Source organism: Streptomyces sp. SID5464, from assembly GCF_009862985.1.
GTDB classification, from domain to species: domain Bacteria; phylum Actinomycetota; class Actinomycetes; order Streptomycetales; family Streptomycetaceae; genus Streptomyces; species Streptomyces chartreusis_D.
In genome coordinates this window covers 282,622-304,525 of record NZ_WWIQ01000059.1, presented here as the reverse complement: position 1 = coordinate 304,525, position 21,904 = coordinate 282,622, and the positions used below count along the sequence as shown (strand labels likewise).

The 21,904-nt window shown below is 71.3% G+C and carries 21 protein-coding genes and 3 pseudogenes; 9 read left to right on the top strand and 15 right to left on the bottom strand.

All coding sequences use genetic code 11. The features are described 5' to 3' along the window. Window positions 1-239: 239 nt before the first annotated feature. From GTY47_RS29925 to GTY47_RS29900, 6 genes and pseudogenes are all read right to left on the bottom strand, one after another. On the bottom strand, window positions 240-821 hold the full coding sequence (locus GTY47_RS29925) for a hypothetical protein (RefSeq protein WP_029181467.1): 582 nt from the start codon (window positions 819-821) through the stop codon (window positions 240-242). Between the two features lie 75 nt (window positions 822-896). After that, a complete protein-coding gene (locus GTY47_RS29920) occupies window positions 897-1,997 on the bottom strand; it encodes a winged helix DNA-binding domain-containing protein (protein WP_010044106.1) in 1,101 nt (366 codons plus the stop codon). A 153-nt stretch (window positions 1,998-2,150) separates the two neighbouring features. Beyond that, window positions 2,151-3,278, bottom strand: a complete 1,128-nt coding sequence (locus GTY47_RS29915) for an LLM class flavin-dependent oxidoreductase (RefSeq protein WP_010044103.1) — start codon at window positions 3,276-3,278, stop codon at window positions 2,151-2,153. A 219-nt stretch (window positions 3,279-3,497) separates the two neighbouring features. Continuing rightward, window positions 3,498-3,890: pseudogene (locus GTY47_RS29910) on the bottom strand (transporter substrate-binding domain-containing protein); the annotation flags it as partial. A gap of 11 nt (window positions 3,891-3,901) precedes the next feature. Further along, window positions 3,902-4,399, bottom strand: a complete 498-nt coding sequence (locus GTY47_RS29905) for a GNAT family N-acetyltransferase (protein WP_010044098.1) — start codon at window positions 4,397-4,399, stop codon at window positions 3,902-3,904. After that, entirely contained in the window at window positions 4,396-5,523 is a 1,128-nt protein-coding gene (locus GTY47_RS29900; RefSeq protein WP_010044096.1) for an LLM class flavin-dependent oxidoreductase, read from the bottom strand. Before GTY47_RS29900 ends, GTY47_RS29905 begins: the two co-directional genes overlap by 4 nt. A 578-nt stretch (window positions 5,524-6,101) precedes the next feature. On the opposite strand from GTY47_RS29900, the pseudogene GTY47_RS29895 reads away from it, so the two are divergent. Both GTY47_RS29895 and GTY47_RS29890 read left to right on the top strand, forming a co-directional pair. Next, window positions 6,102-6,880: pseudogene (locus GTY47_RS29895) on the top strand (amino acid ABC transporter permease); the annotation flags it as partial. A gap of 87 nt (window positions 6,881-6,967) precedes the next feature. Further along, window positions 6,968-8,197: an acyl-CoA dehydrogenase family protein gene (locus GTY47_RS29890; protein WP_010044093.1), complete on the top strand. Its 1,230-nt coding sequence runs from the start codon at window positions 6,968-6,970 to the stop codon at window positions 8,195-8,197. 112 nt (window positions 8,198-8,309) lie between these two features. Here GTY47_RS29890 and GTY47_RS29885 read toward each other — a convergent pair. The 6 genes and pseudogenes from GTY47_RS29885 to GTY47_RS29860 form a co-directional block, all read right to left on the bottom strand. Continuing rightward, window positions 8,310-9,065: pseudogene (locus GTY47_RS29885) on the bottom strand (hypothetical protein); the annotation flags it as partial. Window positions 9,066-9,085: 20 nt separating this feature from the next. After that, a complete protein-coding gene (locus GTY47_RS29880; RefSeq protein WP_010044090.1) occupies window positions 9,086-10,057 on the bottom strand; it encodes a hypothetical protein in 972 nt (323 codons plus the stop codon). 43 nt (window positions 10,058-10,100) lie between these two features. After that, window positions 10,101-11,069, bottom strand: coding sequence for an SCO2521 family protein (locus tag GTY47_RS29875; RefSeq protein ID WP_029181465.1), 969 nt, complete (start codon window positions 11,067-11,069; stop codon window positions 10,101-10,103). A gap of 2 nt (window positions 11,070-11,071) precedes the next feature. Continuing rightward, window positions 11,072-12,037, bottom strand: coding sequence for an SCO2522 family protein (locus GTY47_RS29870; protein WP_010044086.1), 966 nt, complete (start codon window positions 12,035-12,037; stop codon window positions 11,072-11,074). After that, on the bottom strand, window positions 12,034-12,951 hold the full coding sequence (locus GTY47_RS29865) for an SCO2523 family variant P-loop protein (RefSeq protein ID WP_010044083.1): 918 nt from the start codon (window positions 12,949-12,951) through the stop codon (window positions 12,034-12,036). Before GTY47_RS29865 ends, GTY47_RS29870 begins: the two co-directional genes overlap by 4 nt. A 155-nt stretch (window positions 12,952-13,106) precedes the next feature. Beyond that, window positions 13,107-13,853 (bottom strand): SCO2525 family SAM-dependent methyltransferase, encoded by a 747-nt coding sequence (locus GTY47_RS29860; protein ID WP_010044081.1) that lies wholly within the window; start codon window positions 13,851-13,853, stop codon window positions 13,107-13,109. 184 nt (window positions 13,854-14,037) lie between these two features. Here GTY47_RS29860 and GTY47_RS29855 point away from each other — a divergent pair, with 184 nt between their 5' ends. From GTY47_RS29855 to GTY47_RS29840, 4 genes are all read left to right on the top strand, one after another. After that, window positions 14,038-14,553, top strand: a complete 516-nt coding sequence (locus tag GTY47_RS29855) for an N-acetyltransferase (RefSeq protein WP_010044079.1) — start codon at window positions 14,038-14,040, stop codon at window positions 14,551-14,553. 123 nt (window positions 14,554-14,676) lie between these two features. Beyond that, complete coding sequence (locus tag GTY47_RS29850; RefSeq protein WP_010044077.1) at window positions 14,677-15,090, top strand: SRPBCC family protein; 414 nt, start codon at window positions 14,677-14,679, stop codon at window positions 15,088-15,090. Between the two features lie 16 nt (window positions 15,091-15,106). After that, a complete protein-coding gene (locus GTY47_RS29845; protein WP_010044074.1) occupies window positions 15,107-15,415 on the top strand; it encodes a hypothetical protein in 309 nt (102 codons plus the stop codon). Between the two features lie 262 nt (window positions 15,416-15,677). Then, window positions 15,678-16,772 (top strand): glutamate--cysteine ligase, encoded by a 1,095-nt coding sequence (locus tag GTY47_RS29840; RefSeq protein ID WP_010044072.1) that lies wholly within the window; start codon window positions 15,678-15,680, stop codon window positions 16,770-16,772. Window positions 16,773-16,850: 78 nt separating this feature from the next. On the opposite strand, the gene GTY47_RS29835 is transcribed toward GTY47_RS29840, so the two are convergent. Both GTY47_RS29835 and GTY47_RS29830 read right to left on the bottom strand, forming a co-directional pair. After that, window positions 16,851-17,888 carry an SPFH domain-containing protein gene (locus GTY47_RS29835; protein ID WP_010044070.1) on the bottom strand — a complete coding sequence of 346 codons (1,038 nt, stop codon included), beginning with the start codon at window positions 17,886-17,888 and terminating at the stop codon, window positions 16,851-16,853. A 5-nt stretch (window positions 17,889-17,893) separates the two neighbouring features. Then, window positions 17,894-18,325, bottom strand: coding sequence for an NfeD family protein (locus tag GTY47_RS29830; protein ID WP_010044068.1), 432 nt, complete (start codon window positions 18,323-18,325; stop codon window positions 17,894-17,896). 482 nt (window positions 18,326-18,807) lie between these two features. Here GTY47_RS29830 and dhaK point away from each other — a divergent pair, with 482 nt between their 5' ends. From dhaK to GTY47_RS29815, 3 genes are read left to right on the top strand one after another with little or no spacing between them, the layout of a single operon-like run. After that, the gene (gene dhaK / locus GTY47_RS29825; protein WP_010044065.1) at window positions 18,808-19,800 is read left to right on the top strand and encodes a dihydroxyacetone kinase subunit DhaK; all 993 of its coding nucleotides are present in this window, start codon (window positions 18,808-18,810) and stop codon (window positions 19,798-19,800) included. A gap of 49 nt (window positions 19,801-19,849) precedes the next feature. Next, window positions 19,850-20,449 (top strand): dihydroxyacetone kinase subunit DhaL, encoded by a 600-nt coding sequence (dhaL, locus tag GTY47_RS29820; protein ID WP_010044064.1) that lies wholly within the window; start codon window positions 19,850-19,852, stop codon window positions 20,447-20,449. Next, window positions 20,442-20,852, top strand: a complete 411-nt coding sequence (locus tag GTY47_RS29815) for a PTS fructose transporter subunit IIA (RefSeq protein WP_010044061.1) — start codon at window positions 20,442-20,444, stop codon at window positions 20,850-20,852. The genes dhaL and GTY47_RS29815 overlap by 8 nt, the downstream gene beginning before the upstream one ends. A gap of 77 nt (window positions 20,853-20,929) precedes the next feature. On the opposite strand, the gene GTY47_RS29810 is transcribed toward GTY47_RS29815, so the two are convergent. After that, on the bottom strand, window positions 20,930-21,661 hold the full coding sequence (locus tag GTY47_RS29810) for a glycoside hydrolase family 75 protein (protein ID WP_010044060.1): 732 nt from the start codon (window positions 21,659-21,661) through the stop codon (window positions 20,930-20,932). Window positions 21,662-21,904: the final 243 nt, after the last annotated feature.

The window sequence follows — 21,904 nt, the reverse complement described above, 5'->3', positions numbered from 1 at the left end:
TGATCTCTCTTCCCCCGCCACGCAAAAGCGCCACGGGCCAGCGGCGCACGGCCGTCCCCCGGCCAGCCACGCGGAAGCGTCGGGCGAAAGTCCCCACGGGACGACGGCATACAGCCGCACTCCCGCGCCCGCCACACGGAGGCCGGCATCCGGCAGACTTCGTCGGCCGGCGGCGCACGGCCGCACTCGCACTGCCCGCCACGCGGAAGCGCGACGCAGGCGTCACCGCCGGTGCCCGGTCAGCCCGTCTTCCAGCCGCGGCGCGTGTCGATCCGCTCCCATTCCGCGTCCCACTGCGCCATCCGCCGCCGGTCCAGGGACAGTCGTGTCAGCCAGGCGGCGCCCAGCACCATCCCGCCCGCGAGGACTCCTGCCAGACCGCCGCCCACGGTCGTGTGCAGCCAGGCCTCGCCCCCGGACACCGGTGGGGTCGTGAGGTCACCGCTCCTGTTCACCCACACGGGAATCGTGCTTCCGACGGGAGTGCGGGGCGGCACCCGTGCCTGCTCCGTGTGCGTCGAGCCGTCCGGCGCGGTCCACCGCACCTTGGCCCACACCCGGTGGTCGCTCGCCGCGCGGGCCGGTGACGGGCCCGGCGCGTCCTCGACGGCGACCGCGGAGACCCGACGGCTCTCGGCCTGCTGCTTTTCGACGGCCTGCCCGACCGCGCCCGCCGCCATCAGGCCCGCGCACACACCGCCGAGCAGGGCGAGCACCCAGCCGGCGAGCACGACCCAGGCTTCGACGACGTCGATACGCCGCTTGAGCGCGTTGCGCCGCCACCGCCACCACCGCACGGTCACACGTTCTGAGGTTCCCATCGCCGACACCCCCTCGTGAGCACCGGCAGCACCCTTCCAGTGTGCGCCTGAATCGGGCCCCTGTCGGCGTATCACTCAGCCGGAAGACGCGGCGATCCGCACCCGGTCGCTCTCGCCGCCGGACAGGAAGGACGCCAGCGCCCGTCCTTCCTCGCCGACGGACTCGCGGTCGGCCCGTGAGAAGCGGCGCAGCGGGGTGACCAGGACGGTGTCCGTCTCGACGCTCCAGGTCGCGGCGACCCGGCCGTCGACCAGGACGACGCGGGCGCCTTCGACCGACAGGCCGCGGTGGGCGTCGTCGATGATCCGGCCGCGGTCGTGGTAGCCGAGGATCGCGTTGTCGAACGCCGGCAGGAACCGCACCGGAGCGGGGGTGTCGGGGTCGGGGCGCGGCGCGTCGGGGAGGTCCAGCAGTTCCCGGCCGCGCTCGTCCCGGAAGGCGACCAGTTCCTCGCGCAGGGCGGAGACCGCGGCCGGCAGTCCCGCCAGTCCGCACCAGGCGCGCAGATCGGCCGAGGCGGCGGGTCCGAACGCGGCCAGGTAACGCCGTACCAGCGTCTGCCCCACGGGATCGGAGTCGTCCGGCACCGGGGGGTCGATCTCGCGGCCCAGCCAGGAGGAGACCGGGGCGTAACGCACTCCCGCCGTCGTGCGCCACAGCCCGCGCGGCGGCAGCTGCACCATGGGCAGCAGGCCGGCGACCAGCATTTCGCCCAGTGGCCGGGGCCCTGCCGCGGGCCAGTGGCCGGCGACGGCTCGCGCTAGGTCGCCCATGGAGCGGGGTTCGCCGTCGGCCATGACCGCCCGCCCCGCCGCCGCGAGTTCGCCGAGGTCCACTCCCTCCAGCTCGCGGCGGTACGTTCCGAGCACCCGCTGGCGCAGCATCGCGTCGTGGCGGGCCCGCCAGGCCACGAGGTCGTCGGCGGTGACGAGGTGGACGGTGCGGCGCATGAGATGGGTCCGCACCACTCGCCGCCCGGTCAGCAGTTCCGACAGCACCACGGGGTCGAACGCCCGCAGCCGGGACCAGAGCCCGATGAACGGCTCCTGCGGTTCCTGCGCCTGGAGACCGCACAGGTGCGCGACGGCGTCGAGGACCGGCAGGTCGGCGCGGTCGAGGAGCAACTGCCGTGCGAGGGCGGCGCGGTTGAGCGCCCGGGCGTCGAGAACGGTCAATGCAGCACCTCGGCCTTCGAGTCGTGTGCCGACCCGTGGTTCGAGGGGCCCGGGCGGCTTGCCCGATCACCGTCGCAGGCGATGCGGTCAGGTTGTGACCGCGTCCGACGAGTACCTCTTCGACGACGTCGAGCCGGGCGTCGCCCTGGCGGCTCACCGGCGTTGCCATTCCTCCGCGAGGAGCCGGTACGAGCGCACCCGGTCGGCGTGGCCGTGGGTGATGGTGGTGACGAGCAGCTCGTCGGCGCCGGTGGCCTCCCGCAGTTGTTCGAGCTGGTCGGCCACGCGCCCGGGCGAGCCGACGAACCGGGTGTCGACGCGGTCGGCGACCAGGGCCCGGTCCTGCTCGGTCCAGTCGTGGGCGCGGGCCTGTTCGGGGGTCGGGAAGGCGATGGCGCCCTCGCCGGTGCGGATGCCGTGGACCCACAGGCCGTAGCCGGTGGCCAGTTCGCGGGCGGTGTCGTCGTCCTCGGCGACGACGACGTCGGCGGAGACGCTGACGTAGGGCTTGTCGAGGTGGTCGGACGGCAGGAACGCGGCCCGGTACCCCTCGGCCGCCTCCAGTACGGTGGCCGGGCTGACGTGGTAGTTGGCGGCGAAGCGCAGGCCGTTGCGGCCCGCGACGTCGGCGCTCTCGCCGCCGCTGCTGCCGAGGATCCACACCTGCACGTCGGCGCCTTCTCCGGGGACGGCGTGTGCTTCGAGCCCGTCCGCCGAGCGGTAGTCGCCGCGCAGCAACGCGAGGATGTCGCCGATCTGTTCGCCGTAGTCCTGGTGGCGGGCGCCCGGTTGCCGCAGCAGGTGCTGCTGGAGCCTGAGGCGTGGTGAGTCCCGCAGGTGGTCGGGCGAGAACCGGGGCGGGATCTTCAGGCCGTTGGGGGTGCGCCCGTCGACGACGGGAGTGGCCGTCGGGCGGGGTGCCGCCGGCTGTCCGGGGGGACGTCCGCCGGAGCGGCCGAGGCCCAGGTCGAGTCGCCCCGGGTGCAGGGCGTCGATCAGGCCGAACTCCTCGACGGTGGACAGGGCCGTGCGGTGGCCGAGTTGGACGGCGCCGGAGCCGATCCTGATCGTGGAGGTCGCGGCGGCGGTCAGGGCCAGCAGCACGGCCGGAGAGGTGCCGGCCACGCCCGGGTTGAGGTGGTGCTCGGCGAACCAGTAGCGGCTGTAGCCGAACCGCTCGGTCTGCCGGGCGAGGTCGACGGAGTGGTGCAGTGCCTCGGCGGCTGTGGAGCCGGACGGGATCGGGACGAGGTCGAGTACCCCGAGAGGGACGTCGGACATGGTCGGGTGCTCCTCAGCGGTCGGTGGGCAGGACGGCGGGCCGGCGGACGGCTAGCCACCGGTCTTCGGCAGGCCGGGCGGGTTGGTCTCCGACCTGGTCACGGCCTCGCCGGACAGGCCCCAGCGCTTCAGCACCTTCGCGTACGTGCCGTTGCCGATGATGTGGTTCAGCGCGTCGGCGAGCGGCTCGGCCAGTCCGCTGTCCTTCTGGGTGGTGTCGCCGACGTCGTACTTGCCGCTCCCGAGGGCGGGCAGGATCGTTTCGAAGGAGGCGTCCTGCCGCACCGGCTTCACGCCGAGGACCTTCGCCACCGCGTCGGTGATGTCGATGTCCTGGCCCGCCGGTGCCTTGCCGGGCCCGTTCGGATAGTAGGCCCCGGGCGGGGACCCGACGGAGCTGCCGATCCGCAGCGTGCCCGACCTGCGTACGTCGGCGGGCAGCAGGGCGGCGACGGAGTCCACCGTGTGTACGGCGGCGACCGGGTCGGCGGTCGGTGCGGGAGACTGCGCGCCCGCCGGACCGGTGCCGGTGGCGCCGCCGGAGCCGCACGCCGTCAGGGCCAGGGCTGGCAGGAGCGCGAGGGCGGTGGTGCCGCGCGGACGGGTCCTGATCGTGCGGGTCTTCACTGGTCGCGGCCCTCTCGGAGGTGTTTCTCGAACGGCAGCGGGCCGATGGACTCCGGGTCGGCCTCGGTGTCGAACAGGGGGGTGTAGCCGGCGGCCAGATACAGGGCGCGGGCCTCGGGCTGGCGCGGGCCGGTCGTGAGGAAGATCCGCCGGTAGCCGCGCAGGGCCGCCTCGCGCTCCGGCTCGGCGACGACCCGCCGGGCCAGACCGCGCCGCCGGTGGCCGGAGTGGGTCCAGATCCGCTTCAGCTCGGCCGTGGCCAGGTCGTACCGGCGGAAGGCGCCGCCCGCGACGGGCTCGCCCCGCTCCAGCAGCAACAGGAGCAGTCCGCCGTGCGGTTCGGTGAACTCGTCGTCGGGGTAGCGGGCGATCTCGGCGTGCGCGTCCTTGCCGTAGCGCTTCGAGTACTCGTGGCCCAGCTCGCGCAGCAGCGGTTCGACGCGGGGGTCGGAGACGGGGACGTGAATGAACGTCAGTTCCGGTGCGGAGGTCACCCGTTCACCGCCGTGAGGGTGTGTGTCCCGCGGGCCGCCCGCTCGGCGTCGCGCTTGGCGACCTCCTCACGGACGACGGGGATCACGTACCGGCCGAAGTCGATGGCGTCGCCCAGCAGGTCGTAGCCGCGGGCGGAGAGGATGTCGACGCCGAGGTCGTAGTAGTCGAGCAGGGCCTGGGCGACCGTCTCCGGGGTGCCGACCAGGGCGTTGGAGTTGCCCGCGCCGCCGGTCGCGGCGGCCGTCGGGGTCCACAGGGCGCGGTCGTAGCGCTCGCCCTCCTCGGCGATGGCGATCAGCCGCTGCGAGCCCGTGTTCTGCGGGGCGCCTGTACGGTGGCGCCGCTTGAGCCCGGCCGCGCCCCGCTCCCTGATGGCGCCGACCGTGCGGTGGGCCTTCTCCCAGGCCAGTTCCTCGGTGGGGGCGATGATCGGGCGGAAGGCGACCTGGATGCGCGGCACATCGGTGCGGCCCGCCGCCTTCGCCGCGGCCTTCACGGCCTCGATCTGCTCGGCGGTCTTCGCCAGCGGCTCTCCCCAGAGGCAGTAGACGTCGGCCTCGGCTCCCCCGGCGGCGTACGCGGCGGGCGACGAGCCGCCGAACGACACGTTCGGGCGGGGCTGCTGGACCGGGAAGACGTCGCTGACGAAGTCGTGGAAGCGGTAGTGCTCGCCCTCGTGGTCGAAGGGCTCGTGCGTCGTCCAGATCTTCTTGACGATGCGGATGTACTCGCGGGTGCGGGTGTAGCGGTCGTCCTTGCCGAGGGTGTCGCCCTCGCGGCCCTGTTCGTGGTCGTTGCCACCGGTGATGAAGTGCACGGTCAGGCGGCCCTCGCTGATCTGGTCGAGGGTCGCGAAGGTCTTGGCGGCGAAGGTCGGGTACGAGACGTTGGGCCGGTGGGCGAGCAGGATCTGGAGACGGTCCAGCCTGCTCGCGACATGGGCGGCGGCCGGCGCCGGGTCGGGTGATCCGGAGCCGTAGGCGAACAGCACCCGGTCCCAGCCGTGGTCCTCGTGCGCCCGGGCGAGCCGGAGCGTGTACTCCTTGTCGAAGGCGGCGCCGGAGCGCTGGGTGGTTTCGGAACCGTCGTTGGTGGCGGCGATGCCAAGGAACTCCACGGGCATGGGTATGGCCTTTCCTCAAGTCCTCTGGTGCCGTGCCGGGTTCGGCGCTGGGGCAGGAAGGCACGGCGGGGCGGCCCTCGGCGCGGTCGGGTCCGACGCGCCTCAGGGCAGGGGAATGCGGGTGAAGAACAGGTGTGATGACGCCGGGGTGCGGGCCCCGGACGAGGTGGGGCGGCGGCAGCGTGTGTCAGAGGGAAGACTCGGCCCGCGACGGGGGCACCGAGGCAGGGAAGGGCCGGTCAGACGGCCCGCTGCCGCGTCAGGCGCAACACGCCGCGGACCACACCCGACCGAAGTCGATGTGGCCACGGGTGACCAGGCGCTGCTCGGCGTTCATGCGACTACTTGAGCAGGACGACTCACGTTCCGTCAACCACGGCCCGGATGGCGGACGGGAGTTGGGGGCCCTGGGTGTGGTTGACACCTGTGTGCGTCGGCCCCATACGATCAGGGGCACCGCGTTGAGGGACGTGGCGAGCGTGATGACGCCCTGACCGGACTCCGGCCCCGTATCCACGCCGTGCTTCCCTCCCTGGAGAGCCTTCTGCTGGTCTCGCCGTCCGGCCTCACTCCGTGCCGCCGTGCTCGACGGGCTGCTGCTCACCCTGTGGCTGACCGGGGTGGTGATGGTGCTCGGTTTCCTGCTCGGCATTCCGCTGGCCGTGCTGCGGCTCTCCGCCAACCCGGTGCTGAGCACGCTGAGTTGGGGTTATGTGTGGATCTTCCGGTCCACTCCCCTGCCGGTGCAGCTGCTGTTCTGGTTCAACATCGGCGCCCTCTACCCGACGCTCGGTCTCGGCATCCCGTTCGGTCCGCAGTTCGTCACCGTCAAGACGGTGAACCTGCTCGGTCCCGCCCTCACAGCCGTCATCGGCATGACCCTGCACGAGGCCGCCACGCCGCCGAGGTGATACGCGGCGGGATCCTCTCGGTGGACGCGGGGCAGACGGAGGCCGCCCAGGCCCTGGGCATCGGAAAGGCGCGCACCCTGCGGCGGATCGTCGTGCCGCAGGCGATGCGCTCCATCGTGCCGACCGCCGGCAACATGCTGATCGGCACCCTGAAGGGCACGAGCATCGTCAGCGTGCCGGCGGTGCACGACCTGCTGTACTCGGCGCAGTTGGTCTACAACCAGACCTACCAGGTCATCCCGCTGCTGATGGTCGCCACTCTCTGGTACATCGCCGTCACCACCGTGCTCGGTGTGGGGCAGTCCCATGTCGAGCGCCACTACGCGCGGGGCGCCGCGCGGGCCCTGCCGCCCACACCGGTGCAACGGCTGGCCGCGGCGGGGCGAGCGCGATTGGCCACATATCGCCGTTCCCTGCGCTCCGCCCGTTCCCTACTTTCCCTATAGAATTACTAGGAAAGCATTGACGGCACCCGGCACCGCTGCAGAGGATGACGTGCGTGCCTCAGCCATCGACTTGAGGAGACCTCTGCCATGGGCGTTGCCCCTGCGCCGTCCGGCTGCGACGCGGAGTCGGCCCGGACCGGGCCCGGGAGTGCTCACTGGCTGCGCGTGGCCCGCGAGACCGCGGACGACTTGGCCACGGACGCCGTGGCCAGGGACCAGGCGGGCAAGCCCCCGTTCGACGAGGTGTCCCGGCTGCGCGAGTCGGGGCTGCTGACACTCCTCGTACCGGCCGGGCTCGGGGGCGGCGGCGCGGACTGGCTCACGGCGTACGCGGTGGTCCGGGAGATCGCCGCGGCCGACGGCGCGATAGGCCAACTGCTCGCCTGTCACTACTTCATGTCGTGGAGCGCCCGGTTCTTCACCGAGCCCGCTCTCGCCGCCCGGCTGGAGCAGCGGTCCGCGGCGGAGGAGTGGTGTTGGGGCGGTGCCCTGGCGCGCCAGGAACCGGCTCTGACCCTTGTCAGGGACGCGCACGGGTATGCGCTGACCGGCCGGCAGAGCTTTGCCGCCGGCGTCCTGGTCGCCGACCGCCTCGCCGTGCGGGCGGTGCGGGCCGACACCGGCGAACCACTCGCCGTCGTGGTCGATCCCGCTCTCCCGGGCGTGGTGATCGACGGCGACGCCGACCCCTTCGGGCAACGGCTCGCGGCCGGCGGAAGCGTGGAGTTCGACGCCGTGCGGATCGCCGCCGACGACGTCCTGGGCTCGCTGGCCGCGGACGAGGACGTTCTGTCCCCGCTGACCGCTCTGGTGTCGCCGGTCGGGCGTCTCCTTTCGGTGCAACTGCGTCTCGGCATGGCGGAGGGAGTGCTCGCCGAGGCCCGTGAGTACAGCAGGACCGGCCGGTCCCTCTGGCACCCGGACTGGCCGGTCGGCTCACCTCAGGACCCGCAGGTGCTGACCGTGTACGGGGAACTCACCGTGCTCACCCGCTCCGCGTCCGCCCTCGCCGACCAGGCTCGGGAAGCCGTGCACGGCGGGCTGTCCCGTGGTGACGAACTCGGCTACGACGAGTACGCGGAGATCTCCGTCCTCGTCGCCATGGCCGAAGCCGCCGCGTCCAGGGCCGCGCAGGAGTCCACCGCCCGTGCCCTCGACATCATCGGTGCCCGCTCCGCGTCCTCACGGCTGGGCTTCGACCGTTTCTGGCGCAATGCCCGGACCCACACCCTGTACGAACCCGTGGCCCACCGGCTCCGCGACGTCGGGGATTACTTCCTCAACGGCGCGCACCCTCCCTTCGTACTCCCCGTCTGACCCCGGACCCTCAGCCACGTCCTCGAAGGCGACGACGCTCCCACCACACCCTGCCGTGGCCTGAGCCGTCGGCAGAGGACACGTACCCCCTGCCGACGACTCCGGCGTTCCGTCAGGCGTCGGCGCCGACGCGCGGGAGCGGGCCGTCGCCCGGGGCCGTCCTTCCGGCGTCCGACCACTCCTCGGAGAGCTGCTCCATGCCGCTGGTGTTCTTGAGCGGCTTCTCCTTGATGAACAGCACGGCGATCAGCGCGAGCACCGCGAACGGGGTGCGACGCGAGGAAGAGTTCGGCGGTGGCGACCCCGTAGGCGTGCTCCACGACCACGACGAGGTAGGTCTTCCACCGGCCGGTCGCGCTGATGATCTGGCCCGCGACGGTGGAGGAGACCAGCAGGCCCAGGATCATCGGCAGGCTCATCAGACCCGCCATCGTCGGGGACTTGCCCAGGGAGCCTGGAAGTACTGCGACAGGAAGACCGTGCCGCCGAACATGGCCACACCGACAAGGAGGCTGGCGACGGTCGTCAGCGCCACGGTCCGGTTACGGAAGATGCCGAGCGGAATGACCGGCTCGGCGACCTTCGCCTCGACGAGGACCGCGAGGACCAGCAGCGCCACTCCCCCGCCGGTCAGCGCGGCGGTCTGCCACGACGCCCAGGCGAACTCGTTCCCGGCGAGGGTGACCCAGATCAGCAGCGCGCAGACACCCGCGACGATCAGGAAGGCACCGAGGTAGTCGATCTTCGCCTCGCGGCGGACGGTGGGCAGGTGCAGTGTGCGCTGGAGCAGGGCGATGGCGAGCAGGGCGAAGGGCACGCCGATGAAGAAGCACCAGCGCCAGCCGAGCCACGAGGTGCCCACCAGGACACAGCTCGTCGGCACGCGGCTCACTCGGTGTACCCCCAGAGCTGGTTGAACCGCTTCTTCTGTTCGGCGAGGCGGAACTTGCGCGCGTCCAGCGTGGTCCGGGCGTTCCCGTGCAGGACGTCCGTGTGCACCTCGTAGCACAGCGCGGCATCGAAGATGACGACGTCGCGTATCTCCCTGGGGGCGTTGGGCGGCAGATCCGACATGGCCACCACCCGGGCGTCGATGCCCAGGTCCCTCTGGCGTTCGCAGATCTCGGTGAGCTCCTCGACGATCTCCTCGGCCTGCGCCACGATGAACAGGCGCCTGACCGTCACTCCTCGCTCCTTGATCGCGTCGTCCTGGGCCGCCAGATAGCGGTCGGCCGGGTCGCTGTGCCAGAAGGCCCTGTCGACGAAGCTGCTGGTGGCGTCGATGCTCCTGGTGGCGCAGGTGGTGAGGTCCATGAGCCAGTCGTGGTTCTCCCCCGGGCAGTCGGCGGTCATCCCGGTGAGGTTCTCCATCAGCACCGCGAGACGGCTGATCTCCTCCAGCGCGAAGTCACGCAGGATGTCGGAGCCCAGTGCGCCCACCTTGGTGGCAGCGCGAGCCAGCCGCGCCACGCCGTCGGAGCGCAGCAGCGAACGCTCCACCTCGCTGAAGAGTTCGGTCGCGTCGCTGATCCGGGAGAAGCTCAGCTCCACCAGGTGGCTCAGATCCTGCTGATGGGTGGTCAGCGCCTCCTGGACCTCGCGTCGCTGCTCGTCCTGACCCGACTGCACCAGCCCGAGACGCCTCTCGAAGTCCACCAGGTACTGGACGATGAGGGCCGCACCGCCGATGACGATCGAGACGGCGAGCTTCCACAACTCGCCCTGGTCCTGGTCGATCAGGTTGGTGATCACGTAGGCGATGGTGGCCACCACGAAGGTGACCAGCGTCTTCAGCAGGAGCGGGGGGACGCGCAGGCCCCCTGTCGTCCCCGTGGTCGGTGCTCCTGGCGCTCCGTCCATGTCCTGCCTCTCCCCCGTCGGGATCGTTCCTGGGATGAGCCGCTCAACGCGAGGCCAGCGCCTCACGCAGCAGTGGAATCGCCTGGAGGGCGAGCTGGTCCCGAATCCGCTGGACCAGCGTCTGCCACTGCCGGCTGAAGCCGGGGTGCTGTTCGAGCACCTCCCACAAGGGGCCGAGGGCCCGGTCGACCCGTGCCCTCGGCATCCACAGGTGCAGCAGGTGGTCGACGGCCGGGCGCAGTGCGAGCACGGCGGCCGGTCCCTCCAGCGACCCGAGCCGGCTTCCGTCGAGCATCCGGACGACCGTGGTCAGGAGCCAGTCGTGCAGCGCCAGATCCTCGCAGAGGCCCACGACGGCGGACGGCCGTACGGTTGCCGGGACGCGCAGTTCCACGGTCCGCAGGTCCTCCTCGGCGAGCACGAAGCGCACCATCGAAGGGCCTTCGCCCTCCGGAGCTCTCAGCGCCGCCCAGCGCAGCCGGGTGTGACGTGAGGTGAAGGGGACCTGCTGGTCGAGCAGAGGGTGTCGGAGGATCCGGGTGAGCAGGCCGTCTGCGATGTGGCCGATGTCGAGCTCGCCGGGCCGGCCGCCGGTCAGCGTCCCCTGCGCGACGGACCGTTCGGGCATCCTGCCGAGCGGCTCCACGACCCCGGGGCGCACGAGATAGTGCCCCCACGGCTGCCGCTGGTCCGGCCCGGCGGCCGGGGCCCGGAAGTGCGCGGTGGTCTGCAGAACCCGGCCCTCGGTGAGCGCCGCGCGGGCGGCGATCGTCCCGACCGCACGCAGCTTCGCGCCGTTGGAGGTGGGCAGCCGGCAGTCCACACCGGTGAGGGTGTCGGGTGAAAGGGCGTACAGGTTCGGGCGTTCGGAGGTGCGGACCCGTTCGTCGGGCCGCAGCCGCAGCAGGTGCGCCGCGGCCCGGATGTCCAGCGGCTGGAAGGAGGGCAGCAGACAGGTGCGCACTTCACCGCACGCCAGTACCGCCTCCGTCGTGCCGGTCGGGGCCGTCACGGTCACAGCCCCGAGTAGAAGGCGTAGGAGACCCGGTCCGCCACGGCGTCCGGCACGGTGACGCCCTCGCGGGCGGAGCGCTCGGCGACTTGCCCGAGCGCGCCCGCGTCCACCTCGGTCTGGTCGAGGATGACCCGTACGGCGTGCTCGACCGGCAGGAAGCGGTGCGGCAGCACCGAGCAGGTGCGGTAGGCGCTGAAGGCGGCGGCGGAGGCGTTGAGCTGGACCAGCGGCGCCAGCTCGTCCCAGTCGTCCGGCAGCAGCTCCGTGTTCCCCGGGCGCGGGGTGAGGGCGGCCTCGCCCTCGTTGCGCAGCAGACCGAGCCTGGCCAGCTGCCATACCGCCGCGAGGAGGGGGCAGGACCAGACCCGCCGGCCGTCCTTGTCGTCGCTCCACAGCTCGACGTCCACGAAGACGGAGTGCCGACGGGCCGAGGTCTCCCGGGGCGGGTGCCAGGCTCCGGCTCTCCTCATGGCCTGGGCCGTGCGGGTCACGGGGGTCCGTTGCCCGTTGGCGAGCCAGCCCGTCTCGCTCACGGGTGGGCGCAGGCCGTTGCTGCCGGGTGGCGGCGATTCGACGAGGCGGGCGACCACGGACTCGGCGAGCGGGATCTTGTCCGCGACCGCGCAGCCGGACTCCCTGGCCAGGTAGTCGATGACGAGGCCGACCCGCTCGGCCTCCGCGATGAGGAACGGTACGACTTCGGCGGGCGAGGAGAAGCGGGTGAAATAGTCGTCGACGAGGAAGCAGGTACTGATCCGCGGGGGTTTCCCGCCCGCCCGGGCGGCGGCATCGGCGCGAACCGCGTCCGCCCAGGGTCTGACCCGCTCGAAGTGCCGGCGCAGCACTTCCGGGCCGCCTTCGAAGTCCTCCATGTACAAGTGCCCGAGCTCCAGCGAGAGATGGGACAGCGGCACCGACTGGGTCCGGGGTTCCGCGGTGGTCTCCTGGAATACGGCTTCCGTCACGGCTGCCCCCAGTAGGTGTCGTCGGTCAGCCTCCGGGCGAGCTCCTCCAGAGCCTCGAAGGTGTCCTTGTTGGCGATCTGGTTGGAGAACACGTCCTCCTCGGTGACCAGTTGCTCGCGCCACTGGAGGACGGGTTCGAGGGGCACCGTTCCGAGCACCCTGCCGCCACCGACCCCGAGACGGGCGGCGAGCCTCGCCAGTTGCTTGTCGCACCAGCGCATCCACGCCGCCTGTGCGGGGGACACCTGTGACCACAGCAACGACTCCAGGTCCGGGACGGCGGTGCGTACGAAGCGGATGGCCCCGCTGAGCCCGTTGCGGTCGTGTCCCCTGTCCTCCCCGGTGTGCAGGATGCCGTGCCGGTCGAAGACCAGACCGTGGGCGGCGGTCACGTGCTGGCGGGTCCAGCGGTGGAAGACCAGCCAGCGGGCCTGGATGTTCCGCATCGCCTGGCGGGCGGTCGCTGCCAGCACCATGTCCATCGCGTAGCTGCGTCCCGCGCTCAGGTCCACGATGACCAGGGCGAACTCGCTGTTCAGCTTGAGCAGGAGGTCGACACACCGGCTCAGGTTCTCCTCGTCCGTGGCGAACTCCCCGCCGTTCGCGTCACCGGGTAACAGAACGAGGCGGCCGGAGCCGCGCGGCCTGCTGAGCAGCACCGGATGCTCGGTTCGCTGCCAGACGTCGAGACGCAGCGGTTCACCGCCGTCGCCCTCCAGATAGGAGTGCAGGCCGCCTTCCGCCACACCGTGATCCGCTTCCGGTACGTCGAAGACGGCGGCCGAGGTCGACGAGCCGAAGTCGAAGTCCACGTAGCACACGTCGTCACCGCAGAGCGCCCGCTGATAGGCGAGGTTCGCGCTGGTGACGGAGCGACCGGTGCCCCCCTTGTCGGAGGCGGCGAAGACGAGCACGGTCACACCTCCCAGGACGCCGCGGCGTCGACGAACTCCCGGGCGTGGCGGAGCTGTTCGGCATCATGTTCCTGCCGGCTGTCCAGCAGGCGCCGACGTGGCTTGATCCGCATTCACCAGCCCCCTCGGATCATTCCTCCCCCGGCCGGGGTGAATCAGGAGATACCCAGATCACGGAATCCGCAAGCAACGATCATTCCCGTGTAGCCCGCGCGCACTTCATCCGGTCGACCGAGATGATGCGTCTCCAGTTTTCCCGCGAGACCCGCCATGCAGTCGTACACCTGTGATTCGCTCACGTCACAGGCAGGGAATCGCTGCCCACCCACCTCATAGCCCTGGGAATGTTCCATGAACGCGGCCGCGAACGGCGCACCAGGGGCGAGAGCGCGCAGGAAACACTCCACACCGTGCTGGAACTGCTCATGGGAGGTGGAGAGGGATTCGGCCACGAAGAACATCGTCCCCATCGACCAATGCCTCTGACGGTCGATCAGATTGAAGAGATCGTTCTGCTCGACCCGGACGATGTCCCGGAACCTCTCCTTGCGTTCGCCCCTGACGGCGGCGTACGCCTGATGCCGGCTCAGGATGGCCCAGAACTGATCCCACTCATGGTCGTAGGCGTGCCGCTGTTCTTCGAGGTAGCAGTAGTTGTTCCAGGAGCGGTCGAGAAGGGTGATCTGTTCGCACCAGGGCAGCATCGCGAGCGCCGGGTAGAGATTCGCGCCGGCTCCGACGTCGATACCGCGCGCCGGGCGGTCCGGATTCCTGGAGAAATGATCGGCGAAGTGGTCACGGACCACCGATATGATCTCTGCGTCCACATCGGAAACCCGCATGTAATGCTGCTCGATGTAGGCCCGTGTGTCGAAACGGTCCCAGGGCGCGTCCGCGTTCAACTGCGGGAGGGATCCTGGTGATCTCGATTCCATGCCCCAAGATATCAACGCGGTCGAGCCCGACACCCTGTCTTCACTCGATCCTTCCCGCAGGCGGTGGCAAGGGGGGCGCATTGCAGCAGCCGACGACAACGGCCCGTCCGCTCTCTTGAACGGTCGTGTCGCGCCACGCAATGCTGGGCGGATGCCAGCTCTGCCGAGAGATCGTTTCTCATGGTCCGCCGACTCGCCGCCGCCCCTTCCGCCCCACGGCTCGTCCCTGCGGATACGAACGGTCCAGGGCGAAGACCTGGCTGAACTGGAGCGCGTCGACACGGAGGCCTTTCCGAAAAACCCTTACTCGTATCTGGTTCTCCGGCAGTTCTTCGACGCACACCGCGACGACCTGCTCGTGCTCGCGGACGGGTCGGCCCTGCACGGGTACATCCTCGTCAGCCGACCGGTGAACGGGTGCAGTTGGATCCTGAGCCTCGGGGTCGCCCGTGACCGTCGCAGGCAGGGACTCGGCCGGCAGCTGATGGTCGAGGCCCTGCACCGCCTCCACGCCGACGGTGCCGGCGAGGCCCGCCTGGCGGTCGACCCGGCGAACGAGGCGGCTCTCGGGCTGTACGGCTCGCTGGGTTTCGTCGCGGAGGGGAAGGTGCACAAGGACTACTACGGCCCGGGCGAGGACCGCCTGCTCCTGCGTCTGCTCCTCTGACGTCTTGGTCGGCTGCGCCACGGCGGTCAGTCGCCGTCGCCCTGGTCGAAGCCCGGAGGATTAGGGCCGGTCAGGCCGGGAACGCGGTGCGCTGAACGAACCCGAGGCGAGGCCGGTGCCGCGATGACCGAGTACGAACGTTCACGCACGATGCCCGCACAGCCCGAGCACGTCTTCGACCAGGCCGCGAACATCGGCCAGCTGGACACCTGGCTGCCGGAGGCCCTGCACGTCGAGGCCGGGGATCTGCCAGCGGTCACCGTGCACGAGGACCGCACCGACGAGGACACCTCCGCCTTGCTGCGTGCCCAGCGCGACCAGATGCGGCTCGAATGGGGCACCCGCGACCAGGGCAGCTACACGGGCTGGCTCCAGGTCGCCGGCATCGGCGGCGGGGCCAGTGAGGTGACGGTGCACCTGTCGTTCTTCGACGACAGCCACGACCCGGGCGAGACGATGGTCCGCGACGCGCTGGACACCAGCCTGCGACGCCTGGAGGAGCAGGTGCGGCTGCGCGTCGACCACGCTGCCGGCTGATCGAGGGCCGCACGCCATGGCACGCGTCAAGCAGTACGCCGTCGCGGCGTCCGGGCAGTGGACCGACGAGGAGGAGGGTCGCCGCCGCCTGCCCTCCGGAGAGGTGCACGCCTGGGAGCCGGGGCTGAACCAGACCGTGTGCGGACTGTCCCTCAGCCGCTCCCGGCTGGTCCGCTTCCCCCACGTCACCTGGCCGGACACCTTCCCGGAGTCCGGCGGTGCGGCGGACCGGGTACAGCGCCAGTGCCCCCGCTGCGCCTCGGTCGCCGGGCGCCGTGGCCAGGACGCACGCCCCCGGTGGCAGCGCACGAACCCGCGGCCGTGACCGCCGTACGGCCGCACGGCCGTGGCGCGGCATCCTGAGGACGACCGGCGGCCTGCCCCCTCGCGTCCGCCCCGCCCGAGCCGGACGCCTCCCGCCCGCCTCCGCGGTGCGATCACCCGGCACCACGCGTCATCACAGCATCACGTTTTGTCATGGTTTGCCATGCCGTGGCCGCGGCACTCGGGGCACGCGCGAGCGTCGAGCCGACAGCGTCCGGCCGACGCCATCCGCCCCGGCGACGGGGCAGAACAGAGGGTGACCGATGACGACGATCGGTGTGGAAGAGGAGTACCTGCTCCTCGACCCGGTTACCGGGTTGCCGGTGCCCCTGGCCGACAAGGTGCGGGCCGCCGCGGGTCTGGCGCATCTCGTGGCCGACCAGGAGGTGCAGTGCGAGCTGCTGCAGGCGCAGGTCGAGGTGGCCACGCCGGTGTGCGGAACGCTGGAGGAGGCAGGGGGACATCTGCTGCGGCTACGGCACGCCATCGGCGCGGCGGCCGAAGCGCACGGCTGCCGGATCGCGGCCTGCGGAACGCCCCCGCTGCGCCATCGTCACCCGGTGGCCGTCACCGACCAGGCCCGTTACCGGGCCATGCTCACGCAGGCTCCCCAGCTGGTGGCGGAGCAGCTGGTCAACGGCATGCACGTACACGTGGCCGTGCCCAGCCGGGAGACCGGTGTGCAGGTCCTGAACCGGATCCGGGTCTGGCTGCCGACCCTGACGGCCATGTCGGCGAACTCCCCGCTCTGGGACGGCCACGACACCGGCTTCGCCAGCTGGCGCACCGTGATCTTCGGCCGCTGGCCGGTCAGCGGCGTGCCCCCGTTCTTCCGTGACGTGGCCGACCACGACCGGCGCGTGGCTCAACTGCTGGAGAGCGGTGTGATCTCGGACAGCGGGCAGTTGTACTGGCAGGCCCGCCTGTCGGCCCGGTACCCCACCGTCGAGGTGCGCTGCCTGGACGTGCAACTGCGCGCGGACGACGCGGTCATGCTCGCGGGCATGACCCACGCTCTCGTGGACACGGCCATCAGGGAGACGGTCGCCGGGGCGCCGATGCCCGACTCCCCGCCGGAGCTGCTCCAGGTCGCTCTGTGGCATGCCGCCCGGCACGGCCTGAGCGACACCCTGGTCTGCCCGAACGGCCGGCCGCGCCGTGCCGGGGACGTGCTGTACCAGCTCCTGCGGTACGTCGCTCCGGCACTCGAGGCGTCCGGCGCGACCCGGCAGGTGACGGCCTTGGTCCACCGGCTGCTCCAGAACGGGACCGGAGCGGACAGACAGCGCGCCGCTCTCGCCGAAGGCGGCATTCGGGCCGTCACGGACCTGATCGGCGCGGAGAGCAGCATGTCGTGACTCCCTGGCCGACCCCCGGTCGGGCCGAGGCTCCGGACCGCACTTGCCCTGCGTCATGCCCTGCGTCACGTCCCCGCATCAGGCAGGAGGCTGGGACGGGAGGGATTCGGGGCTGACGCGATCGACCTTGGCTGCGTCGGCGAGGGCCGCGGCAGCGGCTTTCGCCGCCTGTGCGGCGTCGTCGGCGGCCTGGGCATCCATGTCGTCGGTGGGCTTCTCGCGGGTGGCCGGCGACGGGGGCAGCGCCTCGCTGAAGGCGCGGGACACACCCTGGAGTGCGGAGGTGACCTCACTGGGGATCACCCAGAACGTGCTGCCCGCCCCCTGCGCCAGTTGGGGCAGCGTCTGGAGGTACTGCCAGGCGAGCAGCTTGGGGTCGGGGTCGTTGCGGTGCACTGCCTGGAACACCTCGTCGATGGCCCGGGACTGGCCCTCGGCCTGGAGGATCGCGGCGGTACGGTTGCCCTCCGCGCGCAGGACGGCGGCCTGCTTGTCGCCTTCGGCGGTGAGGATCTGTGACTGGCGTTGCCCCTCGGCCCCGAGGATCGCGGCCCGCTTGTCCCGCTCGGCTCGCATCTGCTTCTGCATCGCGTCCTTGATGGACTGCGGGGGGTCGATGGCCTTGATCTCCACCCGGTTGACCCTCAGCCCCCACTTGCCGGTGGCCTCGTCCAGGACACCACGGAGCTGGCTGTTGATGGTGTCGCGCGAGGTGAGGGTCTTTTCCAGGTCCATGGATCCCACGACGTTGCGCAGCGTGGTGACGGTCAACTGCTCGACCGCCTGGAGGAAATTCGCGATCTCGTAGAAGGCCGCGCGCGGATCGGTGACCTGGAAGTAGAGGACGGTGTCGATCTCGACGACCAGGTTGTCCTCGGTGATGACCGGCTGCGGTTTGAAGGAGACGACCTGTTCCCGAAGGTCGATCACCGGATGGACCCGGTCGATGTACGGGATGACGAGATTGAGGCCGGGATTCAGGGTCCGGTGGTAGCGGCCGAGTCGCTCGACGTTGCGAGCACGGGCCTGGGGAACGATACGGACCGCCCGCACCACGGTGAAGACCGCGAACAGTGCGACGAGCAGGCCGGCGATCAAGAACGCGGAGGTTTCCATGATTCTCAGTCCCGTGGGTAGACGATCGCGGTGGCGCCACTGATCTCTATGACGTCGACGGTCTTTCCTGCAGGAATCACCAGCGTCTCGTCGAAGGCGCGGGCCGTCCACTCCTCACCGTCGATACGGACCCTGCCGCCCAGGCCCGTCACCTCGGAGACGACGTAGGCAGCCCGGCCGACCAGGGCGTCCACGCCGAACCGTGCCGCCTGGGGCTGGAGGACGTGGCGCAGCGCGAAGGGGCGCACGAACAGCAAGGTGACTGTCGCCACGGCTGTGAAGACCAAGAACTGGAACGGCAGCGGCAGTCCGAGCGCGGCGGAGCCCGCCGTGACCAACGCGGCCGCACTCAGCATCCCGAGCGCAGCGGTCAGGGTGAAGATCTCCGCCACGGCCAGCACGGCCGCGATGATCAACCAGATCAGCCACGGATCCATTGCGCGCCCCCCTCTCAGCGGTATGGGCACGGAAGGGTCTTTTGCATCCGATTTACCCACATCGCGAAGATCCCTACTCCAGAGACGGCTCCCCGTGGTGGAACCGCCCCTCTCCACCGGTACCGCGAGGTGCACTCCGCCCGCTGAGTCGTTGACGGCGGGCTCCGCGACGGCCGGCAGACCGTCGCGCTGCATCGGGACGACCTCGACGGTGTTCTTGCCCCACCTTCCGGGAACTCCCCACCGGATTCGATGACTTTCCGGTCCTTGAGCCGCTGTCCTTCCTTCTGGGACTCCCTCGAACAGGACACGACCTGCACACCTGACGATCCGTCGGCCGAGTCGGCGTGGGGCGGCATCAGTGCCGTCGCAGCCCGCTGGGGACGGCCGTGAACACCCAAGATCGACAACTGGTCAAGCCCGAGGCGGCCTGCGAGGATGAAGGCCAGAGGCGCACGTACCAGTCTCACCAGGAGGTACCCGTGAAGATGCTGATCAACGTCCCGGAGACCGTGGTCGCGGATGCGCTGCGTGGTCTGGCGGCTGCCCACCCGGAGCTGACCGTGGACGTGGAGAACCGGGTGATCGTGCGGCGGGACGCCCCCGTGGCCGGGAAAGTGGGGCTGGTCTCGGGCGGTGGCTCGGGACACGAGCCGCTGCACGGGGGTTTCGTCGGGCCCGGCATGCTGTCGGCCGCCTGTCCTGGCGAGGTTTTCACCTCCCCCGTGCCCGACCAGATGCTGCGCGCGGCCGCCGCCGTGGACAGCGGGGCCGGGGTCCTGTTCATCGTGAAGAACTACACCGGTGACGTGCTCAATTTCGACATGGCCGCCGAGCTGGCCGAGGACGAGGGCATTCAGGTCGCGAAGGTACTGGTCAACGATGACGTGGCGGTGACCGACAGCCTGTACACGGCCGGGCGGCGCGGTACCGGCGCGACGCTGTTCGTGGAGAAGATCGCGGGCGCCGCCGCTGATGAGGGCATGCCACTGGAGCGGGTGGAGGCCATCGCCCGGCAGGTCAACGAGAACTCCCGCAGTTTCGGTGTCGCGCTGAGCGCGTGCAGCACGCCGGCCAAGGGCAGCCCCACCTTCGATCTGCCGCCCGGTGAACTGGAGTTGGGCATCGGGATCCACGGCGAACCCGGCCGGGAGCGGCGGGCGATGATGACGTCCGGCGAGATCGCCGAGGCCGCCGTCGAGGCGGTGGTGGAGGACCTCCGGCCGCGCAACCCCGTGCTGGTCCTCGTCAACGGCATGGGGGCGACGCCCCTGCTCGAGCTGTACGGCTTCAACGCCGAGGTGCACCGCGTGCTCGCCGCCCGGGGCGTCCCCGTCGCCCGCGTCCTCGTGGGCAACTACGTCACCTCCCTGGACATGGCGGGCGCCTCCCTCACCCTGTGCCAGGTGGACGAGGAGATGCTGCGGCTGTGGGACGCGCCGGTGAAGACGCCGGGTCTGCGCTGGGGCGTGTGACGCGGAAGGGGTAGAGGATCACCACGTACCTACCAGGCAAGGAGACCCAGTGCTCGACGCCGATTTCTTCCGCCGTTGGATGACGGCGACCGCCGCGTCCGTCGACCGTGAGGCGGAACGGCTCACCGCCCTCGACTCCCCCATCGGGGACGCCGACCACGGCAGCAACCTCCAGCGTGGCTTCACGGCCGTGACGGCGGCCCTGGAGAAGGAGGATCCCGGCACGCCGGGCGGGATCCTGACGCTGGCCGGGCGCCAGCTGATCTCGACGGTCGGCGGCGCCTCGGGGCCGCTGTACGGGACGCTGCTGCGCCGTACCGGCAAGGCGCTCGGGGATGCCGCCGAGGTCAGCGCGGAGCAGCTGGCCGAGGCGCTGCGGGCCGGGGTGGACGCGGTCATGACGCTGGGCGGTGCCGCGCCGGGCGACAAGACCATGATCGACGCGCTGGTGCCGGCGGTGGACGCGCTGGGCGACTCGTTCACGGCGGCCCGGACCGCCGCGGAGGAGGGCGCGGTGGCGACGACGCCGTTGCAGGCGCGCAAGGGCCGGGCGAGCTATCTGGGTGAGCGCAGCATCGGTCACCAGGACCCGGGTGCCACCTCGGCGGCGCTGCTCGTCGCCGGACTCGCGGAGGCCGCCGGTGAGTGACGAGCGGCTCGTGGGGATCGTGCTGGTGTCGCACAGCGCGGAGGTGGCCGCGTCGGTCGCCGCGCTGGCGAAGGGCCTCGCGGGCGGCGGCCCGGCGGTGCCCGTCGCCCCGGCGGGCGGCACCGAGAGCGGCGGGCTCGGCACCAGCGCCGAACTGATCGCCGCGGCGGCCGCGTCCGTCGACCGGGGTGCCGGCGTCGCCGTGCTGGCCGACCTGGGCAGCGCGGTGCTCACCGTGAAGGCGCTGCTCGCGGAGGGAGACGAACTCCCGGAGCAGACGCGGCTGGTGGACGCTCCGTTCGTGGAGGGGGCCGTCGCCGCGGTCGTCACGGCGGCCACCGGGGCCGACCTGGCGGCGGTGGAGTCGGCCGCAGCGGAGGCGTACACGTACCGGAAGGTGTGAGACCGGGCCGGGCACGCCGGATCGGCGTGCCCGGCGCCCATCGGCCGCCGGGCGGCGGAGGGGCCCCTGACGTTCCGTCAGTGCTCGGCGTCGCCCGGTCGGTCACTCCACGGCTCTCCGTCGAGCACTTGGTCGCCGACGAATCGCCTCGCCAGCCGCTCCCCCGCCGCCTCGGCCGCCGCGTGGTCCTCGATGGGTGACACGCGGGCGTTCTTGAAGACGATGTAAGTGACGCCGGAGGGTGTGCCGCCGCCCCGCGGGTCGGCGCGGACACCGAGGGCCTTGGCGGTCGCGTGGGACGCCTCTCCGATGATGTCCTGCGGGCCCGTGTCGCCGACGACCGCGTACTGCACACGGTCGCGGTGGACGACGGCCACGACGGAACCGCCGCCCACGCCGTGCTCCCGGTAGTCCCAGATGCGGCTCGGGGCGGGCACGACGATGAAGGGGAGGCGTTCGGCGCTCAGGGGACGGCCGTCCGACTGCGCGTAGGCGGTGCTGCCGGAGAAGTGGGGGTCCGTGCGGCGGTTGCAGCGGGGTCCGGGGCGGCCGTCGCAGTCGATGTCCATGTCGGCCTTCCAGAACACGGCGTCCTGGGTCCCGCAGACCGGGATCTTCGCGGGTGCGCCGCTGTCGCTGCGGTACCGGCCTCGGGAGACCGGAGCACAGTCCCGTACCTTGGCCAGCAGGTCGGCGGCGCTGACGGGGTTCTCGCGCCACACCACCGGCCGGGGCGGAGCGGCGGAGGGCGTCGTCGGGGCGAGCAGGGCGGCGCTGGCCGCGGCCAGTGTGAGCGACTGGACACGCACGATAGGTGAGCCTCTCCTGGGGAACCTGACGGGCACTCAGCCCAATCTGACCCCGGGGTGATCACCCGGCCACCGGTGGAGGGCCGGACGGTGCACGGCCCCAACCTCCGACAGCGGCCGGGGGCCTGAGTCCGTGTAAGAACCCAGGCGGGCCCCGGCCACCAGCGCCGGCGCGGGATCTGCGACGACAGCGGTCCGCGCGACAGGCCCGAACTTCCCGGTGTCCGCCAGGAGTTCGGCCGT

Bases quoted from the DNA above. Each gene is read 5' to 3' on its own strand.
- GTY47_RS29925 (WP_029181467.1), bottom strand. From the start codon at position 821: ATGGGAACCTCAGAACGTGTGACCGTGCGGTGGTGGCGGTGGCGGCGC.
- GTY47_RS29915 (WP_010044103.1), bottom strand. From the start codon at position 3,278: ATGTCCGACGTCCCTCTCGGGGTACTCGACCTCGTCCCGATCCCGTCC.
- GTY47_RS29900 (WP_010044096.1), bottom strand. From the start codon at position 5,523: ATGCCCGTGGAGTTCCTTGGCATCGCCGCCACCAACGACGGTTCCGAA.
- GTY47_RS29890 (WP_010044093.1), top strand. From the start codon at position 6,968: ATGGGCGTTGCCCCTGCGCCGTCCGGCTGCGACGCGGAGTCGGCCCGG.
- GTY47_RS29880 (WP_010044090.1), bottom strand. From the start codon at position 10,057: ATGGACGGAGCGCCAGGAGCACCGACCACGGGGACGACAGGGGGCCTG.
- GTY47_RS29855 (WP_010044079.1), top strand. From the start codon at position 14,038: ATGCCAGCTCTGCCGAGAGATCGTTTCTCATGGTCCGCCGACTCGCCG.
- GTY47_RS29850 (WP_010044077.1), top strand. From the start codon at position 14,677: ATGACCGAGTACGAACGTTCACGCACGATGCCCGCACAGCCCGAGCAC.
- GTY47_RS29845 (WP_010044074.1), top strand. From the start codon at position 15,107: ATGGCACGCGTCAAGCAGTACGCCGTCGCGGCGTCCGGGCAGTGGACC.
- GTY47_RS29840 (WP_010044072.1), top strand. From the start codon at position 15,678: ATGACGACGATCGGTGTGGAAGAGGAGTACCTGCTCCTCGACCCGGTT.
- GTY47_RS29835 (WP_010044070.1), bottom strand. From the start codon at position 17,888: ATGGAAACCTCCGCGTTCTTGATCGCCGGCCTGCTCGTCGCACTGTTC.
- GTY47_RS29830 (WP_010044068.1), bottom strand. From the start codon at position 18,325: ATGGATCCGTGGCTGATCTGGTTGATCATCGCGGCCGTGCTGGCCGTG.